The sequence below is a fragment of the Paenibacillus sp. J22P165 genome (assembly GCF_059692015.1).
The window spans coordinates 1-17,008 of record NZ_JCAUAP010000032.1; the positions used below are offsets into that span (position 1 = coordinate 1).

The window sequence follows — 17,008 nt, forward strand, 5'->3', positions numbered from 1 at the left end:
ATCCAAGTCCCACGGGCAGAAACGTTCGATCCCCGGCTACCGCTATAATAAGACCATACAAAAATGAGGTCTACCAGAAAGATCTGGTGACCTCATAATACGAACGGGCAGGATAACTGAATAGTAAGAGGAATATATATAGTGCAAGAAGGGAACAGGATTAAAGGTACAGGCGAAAGTGAGGTTGATAAAATGCTTGCAGCCATTGCTTTTGGGTCACTGCTTGTTTGTGTAATGTCCGCCATACTGGCTATAAAAGGTATGCATCAACTTTATTGGGCTTCAGCGGTAGGAATTTACGTTTTTAGTTTCATTACGGGATTCACAATTGGTCTTTTTACCGTTGGATTAACACTCGTTTTTCTTAGCTTAGCAATCGGATATTCAATAGGAAGGATTAAAGGAAAAGCTCAGTATTTTTTGTTTGCAGGAGTAGGTATTATTACAGGATTTTCGATGGTGGTTATTTTTGGAAGCTGGGTCTTTCTTCCTTTTTGGAAGTTGATTCCTAGTTCAATGTTAAACTAACGAAGAACGTTAGTTCAATAAGAAATCAGGATGAAGCTGCTGTCGGGTGACAAGAACATAGTAACATTGAAAGCAGTATTCACTGAGCTTATTTGTTTTATGTTATAAAGTTCTTGTCAAAATGAAATGACAAGAACTTTATAACATTTCCGACGAAGTCAAATTACAGGTTGCTCCGGTCGAAGACTGATCAAATAGCAGAGGCTGCATACTAGGAAATTTCCATGCCTGGACGTTTTGAATGACCAATGCTTGCAGTATAAATTCAAATCAAATTATGACAGACAAAGCAGTTGCAATAAATGGCTATTACAATTGTGTCATTCATAAATAGCGAACAGTTCTTGCCGTTTGTTAAACGTCCGATTTTTCGTTTACGGAAGATTCGTAAACATTGGCTGTAGATGGCGTTATTTGTGATAAAATCCTCCTATAAGAATAAACGGAGGTACATTATGTTTACGAAGACAGATTTGATCGAGCATCTTCAAAATATCGGCGTTGACCCGCTCGGGACGTTGAAAATCCATATTTCGTACAAGGCAATCGGAGCGGTCGAGGGTGGTGCGGAGACTGTGCTTGATGCGCTGAGTGACTACATGAAGGACGGGTTGATTGTGCTGGGGGCGCATACGTGGCGCAATGTCGGGACTGACAATCCGGTCTGCGACAACCTGTATACGCCAACATGCATCGGGGCGCTGACCGAGCTTTTTCGCAAGCGTCCAGGAGTAGTGCGTTCTCTGCACCCGACCCACTCAGTGGCAGCCTTTGGTAAAGATGCCGAGTCCTTTATCGCGGGCGAGGAACATCTGCAAACCCCATGCGGAGCGGGCGGCACCTATCACAAACTTTGGCAGCGGGGTGCCCAGATCCTGCTGATCGGCGTTAATTTTAGTCGTAACACTTTCATTCATGGGGTCGAGGAATGGGATGGGGCAGTCGGAACGATTTCTGCCGAGAAAACTGACTTATACACGATCGGGCCCAAAGGTGACCGTCACTACACGCCACAGTTTCGCCACTGCGCACGGGTCGGATCCAACACATTCACGAAACTCGAACCTGAAGCACTTAGTACCAGTATCATGACCCTCGGGAAATTCGGCAATGCAACGACCAGATTAATGAGCGCGAAGCAACTCCGGGCTATGGTTGCCAAACATCTGAAGCAGGACCCGAACTATCTGACCGACTATTAATATTCTTTGCAATATATCTAAATTTACTTGCTACAGTCAATCGTGCATCTGCAACAGCGTTTGTAAAGGAGCTAATCCAAGATAAGATCGTACATTAAACCCTTAAACAAAAAACCATCATTCATAAATCGAATTAAGCAGCGACTCTAATTAAACATAAGACTATTGAGGGACGGTGAACTATAGCGTAATAACCAGGGAGCAGCTCGCCACGCGAAAACTACTCCCTGGTTTTGTTAAAGTAAAGGGAGGAAAACGAAGAGAAGATATTGAAATAATTATTGTAATTTTAGTTGGAGAATTACACTTTGAGGTATTACGCCATATAAAATCAAAGGTGAAAATGAACAAGAAAAAATCGATATTTTACTTTATCTTAGCTTCATTTTTATTCGGCGGAGCCATCTGTCTATTCAAGAGCATCTTTTGGACTTTATTCTTTTTAATATTTATTGGTTTCGTCTTAACACTCAAGATTTCAGATGAAAAAAGAAGTTTCGGGAAACAAATGTTTAGTGCCTGTTTAGGTCTTTTCTTTTTCGGCTGGATCGCCGTTTTGATTATTCTCCTGGCTAAAATATTCATAAGCTACTTATATTATTCGTTAATCTAACGGAGAACTTTTGTTCAATACACATCAATGGGAGGCTGCCGGCACGATGGGCAGCCATTTTCTCATCTAACGGGCAGATTTGCGTGGCACTTCCATGTTAAAATAAGGGAATGGAAATGGACATAAAATAGAAATGACTTACGCATTTGCTTAAGAACGGGGGAAATAAAATGTATAAACACGTAATTTGGGATTTTGATGGTACTCTTTTTGATACATATCCTGTGATGGGAAGAATTTTTAAAGAAGTACTTGAAGACGAAGGCATTGCAGAATCATTAGATGAAATAGTGACACATATGAAAGTATCTATGTCTCATGCTTTACAGCACTACGAAAAAAAATATCATATAGATCATATATTTATAGAAAAGTATCATAAACAAAGGAATGATTCGGAAACAAATTTATCTAGGCCATTTGAAGGAGTTGAGGCAATCTGTAAATACATTCATACAACAAATAGAAAAAATTATTTATACACTCATAGAGGAGAATCAGCAATCCAATTATTGAAAAAGTACGGTTTATATAATTATTTTTCTGATTTTATAACTTCACATCAAGGTTTTGAAAGAAAACCAAGTCCTGAAGCTATTACATATCTTATTGATAAACATAGTATTATCCATACTGAAGCTATAATGATTGGTGATCGAGATTTGGATATTTTAGCAGCAAAAAATGCTGGAATAAATGCTTGTTTTTTTACAGATAGAAATGAAAAAAATAGTAATTCTGATTTTACGATAAATAACATTCAACAGATATATTCAATTATTTAATACGTTTGTTCAATAATAAACCAAGACGAGGCTGCCGGCATTAATTGGTAGCCTCGTTGAAGTAAACCAGCTAATAACTTGTCAAGATTTTTCAATAGAAAATCGAGAAGATGGTGCTATACTAATTACTGAGCATGCCAAATAACCCTCCAAAATTGCTTTGGAAAGTTTTTCATTGATTTCGTTTAATTTCCAATCAAATCAACTCAAGGTATGCTTCTTTTCGTTTAAGCATGGCAAATATCCAATTTAGTAACTTGTTCACACATGCGATCATCGCTACTTTGTGAGGTTTCCCTTCGGCCATTTTTTTGTCGTAAAAAGCTTTGAGCTTCTTACTCCCAGTGCGCCTCAGCCCGCAGAGCACAGCCATGTACAAGGCGTGCCTGAGTCTGCTGGAGCCACGTTTTGTGATCCGATTAATCGTAGCCGTAAACTTTCCAGAGATGTGAACACTGGGATCTACGCCAACAAAGGCAACGAGCTTTTTAGGATGATTAAACCGATCAATCTCACCAACTTCAGAGATAATCGTTGCCGCGATTTTCTCACCGATGCCGGGGATGGATTGGATAATCTCATATTCTTCAACTTCATTAGCGAGTGCATCTATTTGCTTTTCTAGGATCGATAGATGCTCTTTATAATGGAGGAGCATGCTAATGTACATATTTATACTAAATAAGTGACTTTGATATGGCGCTTTTCGAAACGGATTTCGAATTGCAGCTGCCATGAGCTTCTGAGCCTTTTCTTTAGCCCATTTTTCTGAACGACCTGTACATAAAACCGAAATCTTCTCGGTTAATTTAGTTTCACCGGCACTGAGAACGTCCTCAGACGTTGGAAAGGCTAACAAGGTTTGCAGCGAAACCACAGAGTATAAAGCCCCGTAAACGCCCCTAAACTCCGGAAATACCTGATCTAACACCGCTTGAAATTGAAGTTTGATCTGAACGAATTGTCCCGTTACCGATTCATGCTGTCTTGTGAGATTACGCAGATTTAGTAGCTGCACACCTCTAGACTTACGATGCTCGAAGTCCTCCTTGTAAAAAATTTCGCATAAAGCATAGGCATCAATGGCATCTGTTTTTACTTTACGTAAGCTCGAAGACTTTTTAGATTGATAAGACAGAATCGGGTTAACAACAACGTAGAAATAGTCCTGATCATCTAGAAACCGGGTGACAGGAGCATTGTAATGGCCTGTAGCCTCTAGAATAACAGTAGGTTTTTGTCCAGACGTGGCTTCAAGATCCTTTAAAAGCTGATGGAAAAGCAGCAGTCCCTCTCTTGTATGAATGATCGTAAAGCTCTTTCCGTAGGGCTGTCCTTTATCCAAGAAGGCCTGGCCCTGACTTTCTCCTTTTGCAATATCCAGACCAATTACTGGATTCATTCTTCGATCCCTCCTAAAACTGAATTTGCCGGTAGCCCCTAGTCCTTCTTGCAGTGTCATAGCTTCGCTTGTTATTCGAGATCGTTGTCTCAACCAGCCTCAAACATGTTTCTACAAGTAGGGGGTGAACAGTTTACATCACGGGATCGCGGTCCCACGGGCAGAGACGTTCGCCCCCGGCTACCGTTACTAAACCTCTAAAATACAAAAGAGGTCAACCAGTAAAAACTGGTTAACCTCATAATACGAACGGGCAGATTACGGATCATTAAGCCTTGCTCTCAGGTTCGAGACTAGATGGGGGAGTAGTGGGGGATAATTACTGATGTCAGACCTGTTAGTGAGAACAAAAAGCTCGTTGATCCAGTTAACAAAATTGTAAAGAACCAAGCTACAATTTAAATAAGGTGGGTGAATTCATACAGGGTATCAAGTCAAAATAAATGAAAAACATGCTTTCAGGCGACAGTTAACAAAAGATAGACACTAATGGAATTCTCTGGTATTATAAATAAATGTACTGGAAGCACCGGACAAACTAAAGCCCGAGGGAAAGAATCCTCCGGGCTTTTTTCAATGATTACCTATAGTTTTTATGCAAGGAAATATAAGGAGTGAATGCTTTTGGAAAACAGTACATCCGAGAAACAACTGGAAGCCCTTGAAGCGTTGCTGATGGACATAGAGATCTTAAGTGAACTGGAGTCTCGAATTTCTAGATTCAATGCATTTGAGACCTTGGGTATCGTTAATACAGAAATTCGTCATAGCAATGTACTAGCATGGTTACTCTCGCCGCAGGAAAACCATGGGTTAGGTGATGCATTAACTAAATCATTTGTACAGAAGCTATTCCACGAGTATAAGAACGAGCTAAAATCAGTTAATATCTCTTTAATTCAGGTCGCATTAATGGATTTCTATGATTTCCAAGTAAGGCGGGAATGGAAGAATATCGATATTGCATTGTCGTCTGAAAAAAACAATTTAGTCATCATTATCGAAAACAAAATATGGAGTGGGGAATCCTCCACGCAATTAGAAAAGTACTATTCAATAGTTGAAGAGGAGTTTCCAGGAAGTGAAAAGGTATTTATTTTCCTAACACCGGACGGAGCACCTCCAAGTGATACTTCAAAATGGCTTGCCATAAGCTACCCTTTTTTCATCGAAATTATTGAGAAGGCTATGCAACGAAAAAGGGATGGAATTTCTAATAGTGTGCAATTATTTATCGAGCAATACTTGGAAATATTGAGGAGGCATATTGTGGGAGACAATGAATTAGCTAAAATATGCAGAGATATATATTATAAACATCAAAAGGCATTGGATCTAATATTTGAATATCGACCAGACGCCTATTCTGAGGTCTCAGGCTTTATTGATAATTTCCTTATAGATGCCCCAAACATTGTGAGAGATAGTACTACCAAGTATCTTGTACGATTTACAACGACTTCATTGGATAATCTTATTGGTAAAACATGCATGGGCTGGACAAGTAGCAATAGAATGCTTCTGTACGAGTTTCAAAACCGCAATGAAAAACTAGTGCTCAAATTAATTATTGGACCTGGAGATCCATCTCTAAGACAGGGGATACATAGTATTGCTCAAGCAAATCCAACAATTTTTAAAGGATTATTGAACTTATCGCCTCAATATTCCCAAATTTACTCAAAAGATCTTATGCCAAAAGGTTTTCTGGAGAAAGACGAATCGTTAGAAGTCATTTTAGAAAAAATCAAAAAGCATATCGATAATTTCATTAATGGTGACTTAAAATTGATTGATAAAGCTATTCAAGATGGATTAGCACAATCAGTTACGCCTTAACGGAAAGTAAACCCACGTTTATTAAATTCATTCTATGAGCAAGACAGAAATCTAACTTACATAAAAAACGTATCGCTTATTTTGTAATTCATGTTCGACAAAAGGTAGGAACTAATCTATCAAATTGTCCGGCGACACAAACATGAGTGCTTTAAGATCCCCATAAATCGGGGATTTTTTATTTGAAAGTACCTATGTTTATGTCGCGAGTTCAAGACACAAACATAGGTGCATAATCGTGGTGATGTTAAAGGTTTGAGTTGTAGTAATTTATTCGAATGTAAAAGGGACATTAAAGTAACGGACAGGATAACGTGGTAGCACGTTAGGAATTTTATTACCTAATATCAACAGGCTACTGGAGCTGCAAGATTATCCTGCCTCTAAGAGGTCTGCGCGTTGATTGTAGTGATTTATCGGGGATCCAAGATGGATAGTTTGATCATGTCCTTAGAGAATCGAACAAAAAGAAAAAGCCATTAGGGAAAGCATCCCAAGGGCTTTATGTACTGAAAAAGTTTGGTTTAATTATTTTATAATTCCAATTTATCTTCAAGTAAGTTATAGGCTTCCATTCTTATATCAAACACAATTACCTCCCTAGCATCGTTATACACCATGTCATTAATCTCAAGATGACTCAGTGTTTTCTCCTCGCCCGTTACCATATGTTTTACTTTGCATTCCATGACCTTCAACCCCTAAACAATAAATTCCTCGAAGACCGGCAACCGCATCAAACCTGATTTATACCAATCCCGATACTTTACCTTACAACGTACTAATGGTTTAACAAATACGTGATCTTTGCTCTCACCACTTTTGTATGCATGGAATACTGGCCACATGGATTGGCGAGCCGACTGGGTTATCCCCAACTCCAAAGCACCGATTGGTCGAATTTTGTCGCCATCGGGATAACCAAGTAGCCATGAATGTTCCTTCTTGCTATATCCAGTTATATAGACTTCTGCTTTTTGATAATTAATTACCTTTTGCCATGACCACGAGCGAATTGAGCGAGATAATCGTAAATCTGTTTCATACTTTGAAGCCTTCTTTTTTATCACGATTCCTTCAAGCCCATGCTGACATACGATATTAAAGAAATCCTGTGTGCTGCCCTGTATTGGCCGTACAATTCTGTAGTTTTCATTTTCCTGCATGGCCTCTTCAAGAAGCTGCTTTCGTTGTTCTAGTGGCATACTAGTTACATCTACGCCGCGGTGGTACAAGATATCAAACGCCATAAATACGACTGGCTTTCTACTCTTGCTGGATCGAAATCCTGTGTTACACGCTTCGAAATCGGCTCGACCTTGTTCATCAAGTACTACAATTTCGCCATCTAGTATGGTCCCTTTCGGAATAGGCGGGTTGTGAAGCTCTGGATATTTAGCTGTTGCATTTGTATTTTTTGTATATAGATTTAGTTCGTCTAAATTAGAAACAATCAACCTTATGCCATCCCACTTGAGTTCGGCAAAAGTGGCAGAGTCATCAAATGCCAGGTTGTTTATACTGTATTGTAAAAGCATTGGAGGAATAAACATTTTCTTCATCACCCATAATAATGGTACACCTTAGAGCAGTCTGTGACTAATGGAATTTAGAGGAATTAAGGAGTCTTGTTAAATGAAAAAAATAGTAATCCCTAGTTCGTTTGTTTGTTTGAGCATTGCAACTGCTATCTCATTTCCAGTTTATTTCGCTCTTAAAAGAAGATGAACCACATGGGTGAATAAGCCCGGAGTCATGATTTCCGGGCTTCAATAATTAGGCTTCGGCAGCCTTGTAAATAACCTGGTATAGCATTAATATTAGCTGTCGTTAAATGACACTTTCCAGAGCATGTTGATCTAAACTATCTATGATTGAAGAATAACCTCACTTGTTGAAATATAGATAGCAAATCCCTGATTGACCGTAATTGGTCAGTGGGGATTTTTTTATTTTTAGTACTTGCATAACGAATACGTGTTCGGTATATAATAATTTATACGAACATATGTTTTATGATGGTGGTGAAAAGATGAATGTTGTATCAAGAGTTGAGAATGCGGAGGATGTTCAAATTATTAAAGAGTATACGTTATTACCCATTTTGCTCGATATGTTAACCAGGGACATGGAGGAGCTGAAGATATATAAAGATAAAATCGTATATAACCATGTTCTCTTTTATTTGAAAGAAGTGGAGAGCGATATCTACCCTCAAATACAAAGTATTAAGAACAATATGAAAAAGCGTGATATCAAAGTGCTAAACACAACCACAAATGCTATCGGTATTAATATAGAATACAAAGTCCGCGGATACATCTACTATTTCACAATGCTACGAAGTTTAGTTAAAGCAGAATTAATGACTACTCTGATGAACATGCGGAGGCGCGTTTAGATGAGCAAGAAATGTGAAAGGACGATTTTCTTATCCGACTGCCAGTCATTCTATGCAAGTGTTGAAAAGGCGACTCATCCAGGTTTAGACAATCTACCTGTGGTTGTAGCTGGGGATCCGGCTAGGAGATCAGGAATAATTTTGGCAGCATGTCCAATAGCTAAAAGCTTTGGAATTACAACAGCTCAACGACTTGGCGAAGCATTGCAACTTTGTCCAAATGCAATTGTAATGCGTCCACACATGCAGCGCTATATTGATGTGTCACTCGCAATAACAGGTATATATGAGAAGTACACAGATCTTGTAGAGATATTTTCAATTGATGAGCAGTTCTTGGACGTTACAGGATCACTCAATCATTTTGGTTGTACGCCAGATGAACTGGCAGTAATGATTCAACAAAAAGTTGCTGCATCAATGAACGTACGAATTCGAGTAGGAATTGGACCTACTAAAATACTTGCAAAGCAGGCAACTGATAATTTCGCAAAGAAAAATGCGAGTGGAATATTTACGCTAGGCAAGGATGATGTTGAGCGATTTCTATGGCCGCTATCCATCGATAAGATGTATGGAGTTGGTTCTCGAATGACACGCCACTTTGTCGCTCTTGGTATGACAACAATAGGTCATGTGGCTAAAACCCCATTAGCGACGCTAAAACAGAAATTCCGTGCACGTTTCGGGAAGCAATCGGATATTCAAGCGGAAGTAATGTGGAGAACGGCAAACGGATTAGACGATAGTCCTGTTACGCCTGGGACATTTGATATCGCACCAAAGTCAATTGGCCACGCTATGACGCTACCTCGCGATTATTTGACGGTTGAGGAGGTTGACATAGTCCTATTGGAGTTAACGGAAGAGGTGTGCCGCGATGCTAGGTCTAAGGGGTTTACAAGCGGGACAGTCCACGTTTTCTGTATGTGTTCGCCATATGACTCTCCAACTGGCTTCAGTCAACAACGAAAGATGCCACTTAATACGAATCATACGTTAAAAGTTTATGATTGTGTGCGTGAAATATTTCGACGCAATTGGAATGGCTTACCCGTGCGGAAGGTTGGCGTTACGCTGGGAACTCTTACAGAGGAAGACGTTACTCAACTTGATCTGTTCGAAGATGTGACGAAATTGCGTGAGCTTGATCGCGTAGTAGATGGTATAAAGGACCGTTTTGGTAATACAGCAATCATTCGTGCTTCGAGTTTAATGAAAGCAGGATTGGCAACGGACAGGGCCGGTAAAATTGGGGGGCATTATAGATGAGCAAAAAACTAGAAATGAACGGTCTATGGGAGTCAAGTCGGATGATGCTTCCTCAACATAAAGAGTCCGCAATCAGAGCTCAGAAAGAAAAGCTATACATTAAGCGACAAGTGCTCGATGAGCAAGAAATTCATTTCATCTCTGCTACAATTAGCCAATCCCAAATTTACAAAATAACTGTACAAATCACCCTATATGACAAATACCAGTCACGGACTATTTCGGGTGTAGTGACACGCAGCAAGCATGGAGAATTTCGTTTGGACACTGTTGATCCGTTCAGTGGGTTAGAGGGTTCGGATTGGATCCGATTTCAAGATGTACTTAAAGTGGAGCTAAGTAAAGAGTGGTCAGAAGATGAGAGGATTGATCCGTAGAATATTCATAAATGATTCTTTCAGCCAAATGGTTAATTGTGTTAAGATATCCTTAAATCCAGAAGAACTGGTGAACAAGCCCGAGGGAAAGCATCCTTTGGGCTTGTTTTGTTTTATTTTGCATTTTTGTGCTATTAGTGCTAGATGTAAAAGGCATTAAACTAATGGGCAGTTATGCGTGGCAGGCAGGATCCCCGCTAAAGGGGGGAGTTATTTTCAAAATGTTACAACTTACGGTTAACCGAAAGTTCTCAAAGGGCAAGTTTTGCAATGTAACATATAAGGATACGAACATCCAGACTACTTGATACTACCACGATTTCAAGCATTATTTTCGAGAGATACCGATTGAATTGGTATATAAATGTCTACTTCGCAATATTGATCCGTCGCAATGCACTCATCGATATATTCAAAATGGAATCGTTCCGATTGATAGTAACTTGGTTTATTAAGAATTACATAGTTTTGAATATACGACCAGATTTGTTCCAAATGTTGAATAGTAAGGTTCATAGGGTGAAACCCGCCTATATATTTAAAAACTGCGTATTTGCTAGCTGGTAAAAAATTCTCCTCCATTCCAGGGGGGACCTCTGAAAATGATGAAACTTGAACAGAAGGGAAGTAGATGGAGTAAGATTTCTCATTCCAGGAATCGAACCTTGTTAAACCAATATAAACTTGCTTTTTAATAACGTTTTTTACAAACTTACGGTGATTAATAAAGAAGTCATTTCCAACATGGTTTGCAGTATGATTTTTCATATTATCGTCAACATCAATTTTATGCTTCATACCTACCAACTGGATAGCAGGCTTAAATAGGACGGAAGGTTTGAACAAGACACCATTTTGAATTTCTCGTACGTGGGAAATATCTGCCTTCTCAATTAAAGTGAGTGGAGGCATTTCATTTCTAAATTTGGATGGAGTAATGTTAAATTGTTTCTTGAAGGCCCGTATGTAAGATTGTTCGTGTTCGAAAGCGAAGATTGAACTTATATTCAGAATTGTTTTCTTGGTGTTCAAAAGTAAATCAATGCTTGCTGATAATTTTCTTGCACGAATGTAATTGATTATTGACTGTTCAACGGCATGACTGAGAACTCTGTGAAAATGAAATTTGGAGAGGTAGGCTACTTGTGAAAGCTCGTCGAGATTTATTTTCTGTGTCAGGTGAACTTCAATAAAGTCGAGTACCTCTTCAATTACTTCTAACATGTTTTTATTCATTCAGGATCCCTTCTATATTAAAAATGAGCAAGATTTGTTCAACATTATGGTGAAAAATACGATACCTTATTATTGTAACATTAAATATATTAGAAATAGGTAAGGGGATTGTAGAATGAATTTTATTTTTCATAAAGTTACTATTGAGCAAAAAAATATGTTAGAGAATTTAATGACGCTTTTCCTACATGATCTTTCCGAATATACGGATGATATTAAAATTGATTCAACAGGGATGCATCAGTTTGACGTTATGGATTTATTTTTTGAAAAAGAGGGACTTACACCTTACCTTATAGAAATGGATGGAGAGATAATAGGTTTTATTCTGATTCAGAGTGGCCCGTATTCCAATCCGGATTACTCTGATTATGTGTTAAATTCTTTTTTCATTCTCAGGAGATTCAGAAGGAAAGGCATCGGTACAGAAGTTGCTACAAAATTTTTTGAGTTTTGCCCAGGTAGATATTGTTGTGGCCAGTTGAAGAGCAATATACCCGCTGTTCAATTTTGGAAAAAGGTCTACGCTAAACATAACCTAAGTGTGTACGAGATAGAACGTAAGGATGAGGGAATAATCAAACTTGAACAATTTTTTGAAATTGAAAGTAAGATTTCCTTGGCAAATGATAACTAGTTTTTCTACAAAAAGTTCTCTAGGCCTGGAGGATAACGTGAAAACTGAGAGTATGTGAGGAGTCATAATTGTTTGATCGTTGAGCTAACGGATAACGATAGTTGAGGAGCTTGCTTTGCGCAGCTCCTTTTTCGTTTATTGAAGTAACAGGCAGAAGAGCAGGATAGACGGTTGAATTTATATATGGATTTTATTTGGATTATATTGTAAAATTAAAATAATGAAACTAAGTTCCATAGAGTGAAACTGATCGGAGTTGTTATATTATGTCTTTTAACTTTTTTGGAATTGATCACGTTCAATTGGCTGCTCCTGAAGGTTGTGAACCAACAGCAAAATTGTTCTTTGTTGATTTACTTGGTTGGAGGGAAATCCCTAAGCCTGAAAACTTGAGAAAGCGTGGTGGCGTTTGGTTTCAATGTGGTATTCATCAGGTCCACATAGGTGTTCAAAAGGACTTTGTTCCTGCTACAAAAGCCCATCCCGCATTTCAAGTGAAAAATATCGATGCATTGCGGGCATATCTGCTTCAAAATAATACTCAAGTAATAGACGATGATGCGAGAACAGATGAAGGCGTAAAACGTTTCTATTTAAATGATCCATTCGGTAATCGTCTGGAGTTTCTTGAATTCAACTAACAGATAACGTTTGTTTGATACTCATATAGCGGCAGCTGGTCATACGATCGGCTGCCGTTGTCCGTTAACGAACGGGCAGGTTAGTTTCAACCTCCTAAGTAAGAAAGAGATATTCCAAATAAAGGAAACTAACGATTTTATGAAGAATATACTATTCATATGGCAAATCATAATGAAGTGAAAAGGAGATAAAGTATTTATGAACATATATCATGCGGTCCCCAAAAATATGATTGGTACAAAGTTAAAGTCTTTGAATGTTTTAAAAGAAACAAATTCAGAACTCTACGAACAGTACCTAACTAAATATAAACCTAACAGACTAATCCTCTTGGAAAGAACGGTTCCTAAATTAAACTGTTTATGGAATGATGTAATTCATTTTCTCCCAATACACCCCAATTTAGTTTACAAAGGACTAGTTGAGTCAGGTGGAAACCCAGAATTTACGTTTAATCGTTTATTTTATAAGATACCGATTGCAAAAGTTGATGAGGAAGCAACCATTGCTCTTTATAGATATAGCAAAGATAAATTTAAAGGAATATCTAATGAAATCGACAATTCCGAAATACAATTGTTAGATGACATCGATGGATATAGAGAACTGGATAGCTTACCGGAAGTAACTGTTGACTATTATAGAGAGCAACTAAGTTTAGGAAATAAATTTGGTTTATATCATTTTGTTCCTCATATTTTTATTAGAGGAGAAGTTGATATTGAAAATGTAGAAATAATTGATTGGAGTGAGAACTCTGATATAGCAATATAGAATTGAAGTAACGTAAGAACTATAGCTTAATAAAGACACCTCGCCAGGCGATCATTACGATTGGCTGGCGTTTCCATGGTAACGGGCAGATTAGTTTATTAGTTCCTTCCTGTAACTTATAAAAAATGTTATAATATGGATAGTGAAATTTGAGGAGGTCTAAAATGAAAAATACTTCCTATAATCCATTTAATGACGAGACGCTTCATCTTACTGAGAACAAAACCGAAACGAGTTCCCTTGAAGATAGGGCTCCCTTTAACGATGTAATCAAACATGTCGATATTATTTCGGGTTTCCAAGTACCCAAAAGGCTCGACCATTTTCCAAAGTGGTATAAAAATCCTCAGAGAATATTTGCTACTATTTCTGTCCTTGTATTCGCCTCATTTATGATATACCAAGTTATTAGAATTATTACTGCTATTGCTTCGGGGAAGTAGTGCCCACTCTGTGTTAAGCTAACGGGGAACGATAGTTGAGGGGAATTGCTTCGCGGCAGTTCCTCTTTTGTTTATTAAAGTAACGGGCAGGATAGTTCAAACCCTTCACGAATAGTTCGATTATGGATTTTATGTATCCTGTATCAAAACAAAAATTCAAGAAAGGAATTATCGAATGACAAATGAAAAATTCCTCGAAATGAAACAACGAGTTGGTTGGGGAGAAGAGTTCCTTATTTACCATAAAGAAGAAGGATATTGGATTAGCCAGAACTCTACGGGAGTCTATTTCACAAGGAATGTAGATGGTTATACACAAGATTTTGATAACTCGGAAGAATTATTTGAAAACGCCAAAATCGGAGATCAATATTTAAAAGAACTTTTTCAAGAAATTGAATGGTAGGGTAGATTCAATCAAGCAAGGGCATCGTATTCTTGCTTCGGGCATTCGGCGTTCGATATGATTTATTACGCTAACGGAGAACTATAGTTGAGGGGCTTGCTTCGAGGCAGCGCCTCTTTTTGTTTATTAAATTAACAATATGTAGGAAATAAGTTAATTTAAGCGAATATATTTAAGGATATGCTTAAGGAAATAGTGAGCTTTGAGATGCTTAATTAGAGGAGGTCAAGATGGTTAGTTTTGGCTTATTATTTTTAATTATTCTAACTCTACTTGTTATTTCGGTTTTTTACGTTTATGTTTTATTGGACTTTATTAATCCAAGTGCTCTTCAAGTTCAACTTTTAGGTGTTAATATAATACTGCTCGGAATTATAGTACTGCTGGCTTTTGATGGTTCTTCGGGTTATGGATTTACTTTTGGGCTAATTGGACTTATTACAAGTTTTTTCGGTTCATTTAGAGAATCCCCAAGGGTTCAAAAAGAGAATGTTGATTGAACTAACGAGAGAACTATAGCTCAATAGACATCACCAGAAGACTGCCAACAGCATAGAACGGCAGCAATCTCTTCTAACGGAGGATAGCAGGAACTTGACTCACGATTTAATTTTTTGATTTTTCAGAAAACATGTTTACAGAAGTGTGAATACTTGTTATCATAATTCCAATATTTCAAAAGCGATGAAGAGGGAAGTACATAATTGAATTCTTTTACAGAGAGCTCCGATAGCTGAAATGGAGCAAGAGTTCTTTATCGAATAAAGCCTCTGAGCAGCACATCGGAACCAAACTTAGGGGATGGTGTGACAGGAGCTCCTGTTACAGAGCTAGAGTATAAGCATTCTTGTTTAATGCCGTACTTGAGGAGGCTTATAGGGTGATCTATTTGCGAACCTGGGTGGTACCACGAGAAATACACAATCTCGTCCCTGAGACAATTGTCTTGGGGGCGGGATTTTTTTATTAAGAACGTCAACGATCAAATAATTACTTTATTTTTAGGAGGGTGTGAATATGGACAGTTTGGAAAATATAAGGAAATTTTATGATGAAACCGTAAACTATGAGTGGCGGAGACTTGATCGGCATAAAGTGGAGTTTGAGCTTACCAAGCGGTACATAAACCGTTACATCAAGCCGAATGATCGTGTGTTAGACCTAGGTGGCGGACCTGGAAAGTATTCATTATACCTATCGCAGCGCGGCTGTCATGTTACATTGGCGGATCTTTCCCAGAATAACGTAGATTTTGGACTGAATAAGGCAAATGAGTTTAACCTGCCACTGAACGGTCTGCGGGTTGATTGTCGTGATTTATCGGAGATCCAAGATGGACAGTTTGATCATGTCCTTTGCATGGGACCGATGTATCATCTGCAAGATGAACACGATAGGATCATTACTATTAATGAATGCTTAAAAAAATTAAAACCTAACGGAATGATTTTCGTAGCCTTTGTTTCTTCTTATTCATTCGTGTGGGATTATCTAATCGGTAACCCAGGTATGATCTTAAATGAGGAGAGGAGATTACAGCTAAATACCATAGTAAACGATGAGAATTTTTCAGGTCATGGGTTTTCAGATAATTTCTTTATCCGTCCTAGCGATGTGCTTCCCTTTTTCCAACAGTTTGAATTGGATAAACTCCATTTAATTAATTGTGAAAGCTTTTTATATTTACGCGAACCAGAACTTCTTAATCAATCACCTGAAGTGGTAGAAGCCTGGCTGGACTTAGCAGAGCAAGTATGTGAGCGTGAGAACTTACTGAGTTTGGCTGAACATCTGATGTACATTGGAAAGAAACACTGATAGAAACAGGTTTAACCATTGAGCTATCGGATAACGTTAGTTTAGGTATAATCAATAGTTAAGGTGGTGGAAAGTCAAATGGATAGAACTGACTTGTTACTTGAAAAATATACTTTAAAACCTGAAGTTGAACATAGAAATAAACTTCGAGAATTATTGGTTCAAGAAACCTTAAATGATAGTCGAAATGATAATGAATACCTTAAAGCGCTTTGTGTGCTCTTATTTTCATTAGGGAATCCTGAGGATACGTTGCTGATTTGGAAGACTAAGAATATTGACTTTGATACTGGCTGTTATATAGATGGTGAATTGCTTATTGGCGCAGGATTAGGTGAGACATTATCTTACTTAAGAACTCTAAATACTACTGAAGCCCAGTCTGAGTTAGACTATCTTGTAGGCATTGATGTACTAGGAAAGGATAAACTTCTGGCTTTTTATAGAAGTTATTATGGTTTGAACTAACGCAGAACGATAGTTAAACAGTTAAGGGCTGCCGCGTGGCAGCCCTTCACCCCGCTATTCCAGCTAATAGCTTGTCAATATTTAATTATTAATAGTAGGTTCATGAGGTGGTATACTAAAAAAAGTGCATGAGAAAGAACCGTCCTATTAAGCACGGAAGTAAAT

General features: G+C 38.2%; 19 protein-coding genes and 1 other annotated feature. Of the genes, 15 read left to right on the forward strand and 4 right to left on the reverse strand.

What is annotated here, in order from left to right; all coding sequences use genetic code 11:
* Positions 1–141 precede the first annotated feature (141 nt).
* From AC58QM_RS35415 to AC58QM_RS35425, 3 genes are all read left to right on the forward strand, one after another.
* Complete coding sequence (locus AC58QM_RS35415; RefSeq protein WP_497289351.1) at positions 142–528, forward strand: hypothetical protein; 387 nt, start codon at positions 142–144, stop codon at positions 526–528.
* A 455-nt stretch (positions 529–983) separates the two neighbouring features.
* Entirely contained in the window at positions 984–1,730 is a 747-nt protein-coding gene (locus AC58QM_RS35420; RefSeq protein WP_497289352.1) for an AAC(3) family N-acetyltransferase, read from the forward strand.
* 783 nt (positions 1,731–2,513) lie between these two features.
* Positions 2,514–3,128 (forward strand): HAD-IA family hydrolase, encoded by a 615-nt coding sequence (locus tag AC58QM_RS35425; protein WP_497289353.1) that lies wholly within the window; start codon positions 2,514–2,516, stop codon positions 3,126–3,128.
* A 196-nt stretch (positions 3,129–3,324) separates the two neighbouring features.
* Here the strand turns inward: AC58QM_RS35425 and AC58QM_RS35430 are convergent, their stop codons facing one another.
* Positions 3,325–4,530 (reverse strand): IS110 family RNA-guided transposase, encoded by a 1,206-nt coding sequence (locus AC58QM_RS35430; protein WP_497289354.1) that lies wholly within the window; start codon positions 4,528–4,530, stop codon positions 3,325–3,327.
* A 624-nt stretch (positions 4,531–5,154) separates the two neighbouring features.
* Here AC58QM_RS35430 and AC58QM_RS35435 point away from each other — a divergent pair.
* A complete protein-coding gene (locus AC58QM_RS35435) occupies positions 5,155–6,369 on the forward strand; it encodes a PDDEXK-like family protein (RefSeq protein ID WP_497289355.1) in 1,215 nt (404 codons plus the stop codon).
* Positions 6,370–6,902: 533 nt separating this feature from the next.
* Here AC58QM_RS35435 and AC58QM_RS35440 read toward each other — a convergent pair.
* Entirely contained in the window at positions 6,903–7,058 is a 156-nt protein-coding gene (locus AC58QM_RS35440; RefSeq protein WP_497289356.1) for a hypothetical protein, read from the reverse strand.
* 12 nt (positions 7,059–7,070) lie between these two features.
* Entirely contained in the window at positions 7,071–7,931 is an 861-nt protein-coding gene (locus tag AC58QM_RS35445; protein ID WP_497289369.1) for an ATP-dependent DNA ligase, read from the reverse strand.
* 470 nt (positions 7,932–8,401) lie between these two features.
* On the opposite strand from AC58QM_RS35445, the gene AC58QM_RS35450 reads away from it, so the two are divergent.
* Genes AC58QM_RS35450 through AC58QM_RS35460 form a run of 3 tightly spaced genes read left to right on the forward strand, consistent with a single transcriptional unit; the run spans position 8,402 to position 10,419 of the window.
* On the forward strand, positions 8,402–8,770 hold the full coding sequence (locus AC58QM_RS35450; protein ID WP_497289357.1) for a YhjD family protein: 369 nt from the start codon (positions 8,402–8,404) through the stop codon (positions 8,768–8,770).
* Entirely contained in the window at positions 8,771–10,042 is a 1,272-nt protein-coding gene (locus AC58QM_RS35455; RefSeq protein WP_497289358.1) for a DNA polymerase IV, read from the forward strand. It begins immediately after the preceding gene.
* Positions 10,039–10,419 carry a YolD-like family protein gene (locus tag AC58QM_RS35460; RefSeq protein WP_497289359.1) on the forward strand — a complete coding sequence of 127 codons (381 nt, stop codon included), beginning with the start codon at positions 10,039–10,041 and terminating at the stop codon, positions 10,417–10,419. Before AC58QM_RS35455 ends, AC58QM_RS35460 begins: the two co-directional genes overlap by 4 nt.
* A gap of 321 nt (positions 10,420–10,740) precedes the next feature.
* Here AC58QM_RS35460 and AC58QM_RS35465 read toward each other — a convergent pair whose 3' ends face one another.
* Complete coding sequence (locus AC58QM_RS35465; RefSeq protein ID WP_497289360.1) at positions 10,741–11,655, reverse strand: helix-turn-helix domain-containing protein; 915 nt, start codon at positions 11,653–11,655, stop codon at positions 10,741–10,743.
* 115 nt (positions 11,656–11,770) lie between these two features.
* Here AC58QM_RS35465 and AC58QM_RS35470 point away from each other — a divergent pair, with 115 nt between their 5' ends.
* The 8 genes from AC58QM_RS35470 (at position 11,771) to AC58QM_RS35505 (ending at position 16,843) form a co-directional block, all read left to right on the forward strand.
* Entirely contained in the window at positions 11,771–12,292 is a 522-nt protein-coding gene (locus AC58QM_RS35470) for a GNAT family N-acetyltransferase (RefSeq protein WP_497289361.1), read from the forward strand.
* Between the two features lie 266 nt (positions 12,293–12,558).
* Complete coding sequence (locus AC58QM_RS35475; RefSeq protein ID WP_497289362.1) at positions 12,559–12,933, forward strand: VOC family protein; 375 nt, start codon at positions 12,559–12,561, stop codon at positions 12,931–12,933.
* Between the two features lie 199 nt (positions 12,934–13,132).
* A complete protein-coding gene (locus tag AC58QM_RS35480; RefSeq protein ID WP_497289363.1) occupies positions 13,133–13,708 on the forward strand; it encodes a group-specific protein in 576 nt (191 codons plus the stop codon).
* Between the two features lie 164 nt (positions 13,709–13,872).
* Positions 13,873–14,151: a hypothetical protein gene (locus tag AC58QM_RS35485; RefSeq protein ID WP_497289364.1), complete on the forward strand. Its 279-nt coding sequence runs from the start codon at positions 13,873–13,875 to the stop codon at positions 14,149–14,151.
* Between the two features lie 175 nt (positions 14,152–14,326).
* Positions 14,327–14,557, forward strand: coding sequence for a hypothetical protein (locus AC58QM_RS35490; RefSeq protein WP_497289365.1), 231 nt, complete (start codon positions 14,327–14,329; stop codon positions 14,555–14,557).
* Between the two features lie 230 nt (positions 14,558–14,787).
* Positions 14,788–15,057, forward strand: a complete 270-nt coding sequence (locus AC58QM_RS35495) for a hypothetical protein (RefSeq protein ID WP_497289366.1) — start codon at positions 14,788–14,790, stop codon at positions 15,055–15,057.
* 175 nt (positions 15,058–15,232) lie between these two features.
* Positions 15,233–15,494, forward strand: a binding site (T-box leader).
* 80 nt (positions 15,495–15,574) lie between these two features.
* Positions 15,575–16,375 carry a methyltransferase domain-containing protein gene (locus AC58QM_RS35500; protein ID WP_497289367.1) on the forward strand — a complete coding sequence of 267 codons (801 nt, stop codon included), beginning with the start codon at positions 15,575–15,577 and terminating at the stop codon, positions 16,373–16,375.
* Positions 16,376–16,453: 78 nt separating this feature from the next.
* The gene (locus AC58QM_RS35505) at positions 16,454–16,843 is read left to right on the forward strand and encodes a hypothetical protein (protein ID WP_497289368.1); all 390 of its coding nucleotides are present in this window, start codon (positions 16,454–16,456) and stop codon (positions 16,841–16,843) included.
* Positions 16,844–17,008: the final 165 nt, after the last annotated feature.

What these genes read in the sequence shown, in the direction of transcription:
- AC58QM_RS35500 (WP_497289367.1), top strand. Translation starts at nt 15,575, where the DNA reads ATGGACAGTTTGGAAAATATAAGGAAATTTTATGATGAAACCGTAAAC.
- AC58QM_RS35420 (WP_497289352.1), top strand. Translation starts at nt 984, where the DNA reads ATGTTTACGAAGACAGATTTGATCGAGCATCTTCAAAATATCGGCGTT.
- AC58QM_RS35445 (WP_497289369.1), bottom strand. Translation starts at nt 7,931, where the DNA reads ATGAAGAAAATGTTTATTCCTCCAATGCTTTTACAATACAGTATAAAC.
- AC58QM_RS35470 (WP_497289361.1), top strand. Translation starts at nt 11,771, where the DNA reads ATGAATTTTATTTTTCATAAAGTTACTATTGAGCAAAAAAATATGTTA.
- AC58QM_RS35480 (WP_497289363.1), top strand. Translation starts at nt 13,133, where the DNA reads ATGAACATATATCATGCGGTCCCCAAAAATATGATTGGTACAAAGTTA.
- AC58QM_RS35455 (WP_497289358.1), top strand. Translation starts at nt 8,771, where the DNA reads ATGAGCAAGAAATGTGAAAGGACGATTTTCTTATCCGACTGCCAGTCA.
- AC58QM_RS35505 (WP_497289368.1), top strand. Translation starts at nt 16,454, where the DNA reads ATGGATAGAACTGACTTGTTACTTGAAAAATATACTTTAAAACCTGAA.
- AC58QM_RS35440 (WP_497289356.1), bottom strand. Translation starts at nt 7,058, where the DNA reads ATGGAATGCAAAGTAAAACATATGGTAACGGGCGAGGAGAAAACACTG.
- AC58QM_RS35465 (WP_497289360.1), bottom strand. Translation starts at nt 11,655, where the DNA reads ATGAATAAAAACATGTTAGAAGTAATTGAAGAGGTACTCGACTTTATT.
- AC58QM_RS35485 (WP_497289364.1), top strand. Translation starts at nt 13,873, where the DNA reads ATGAAAAATACTTCCTATAATCCATTTAATGACGAGACGCTTCATCTT.
- AC58QM_RS35495 (WP_497289366.1), top strand. Translation starts at nt 14,788, where the DNA reads ATGGTTAGTTTTGGCTTATTATTTTTAATTATTCTAACTCTACTTGTT.
- AC58QM_RS35430 (WP_497289354.1), bottom strand. Translation starts at nt 4,530, where the DNA reads ATGAATCCAGTAATTGGTCTGGATATTGCAAAAGGAGAAAGTCAGGGC.
- AC58QM_RS35475 (WP_497289362.1), top strand. Translation starts at nt 12,559, where the DNA reads ATGTCTTTTAACTTTTTTGGAATTGATCACGTTCAATTGGCTGCTCCT.
- AC58QM_RS35490 (WP_497289365.1), top strand. Translation starts at nt 14,327, where the DNA reads ATGACAAATGAAAAATTCCTCGAAATGAAACAACGAGTTGGTTGGGGA.
- AC58QM_RS35450 (WP_497289357.1), top strand. Translation starts at nt 8,402, where the DNA reads ATGAATGTTGTATCAAGAGTTGAGAATGCGGAGGATGTTCAAATTATT.
- AC58QM_RS35425 (WP_497289353.1), top strand. Translation starts at nt 2,514, where the DNA reads ATGTATAAACACGTAATTTGGGATTTTGATGGTACTCTTTTTGATACA.
- AC58QM_RS35460 (WP_497289359.1), top strand. Translation starts at nt 10,039, where the DNA reads ATGAGCAAAAAACTAGAAATGAACGGTCTATGGGAGTCAAGTCGGATG.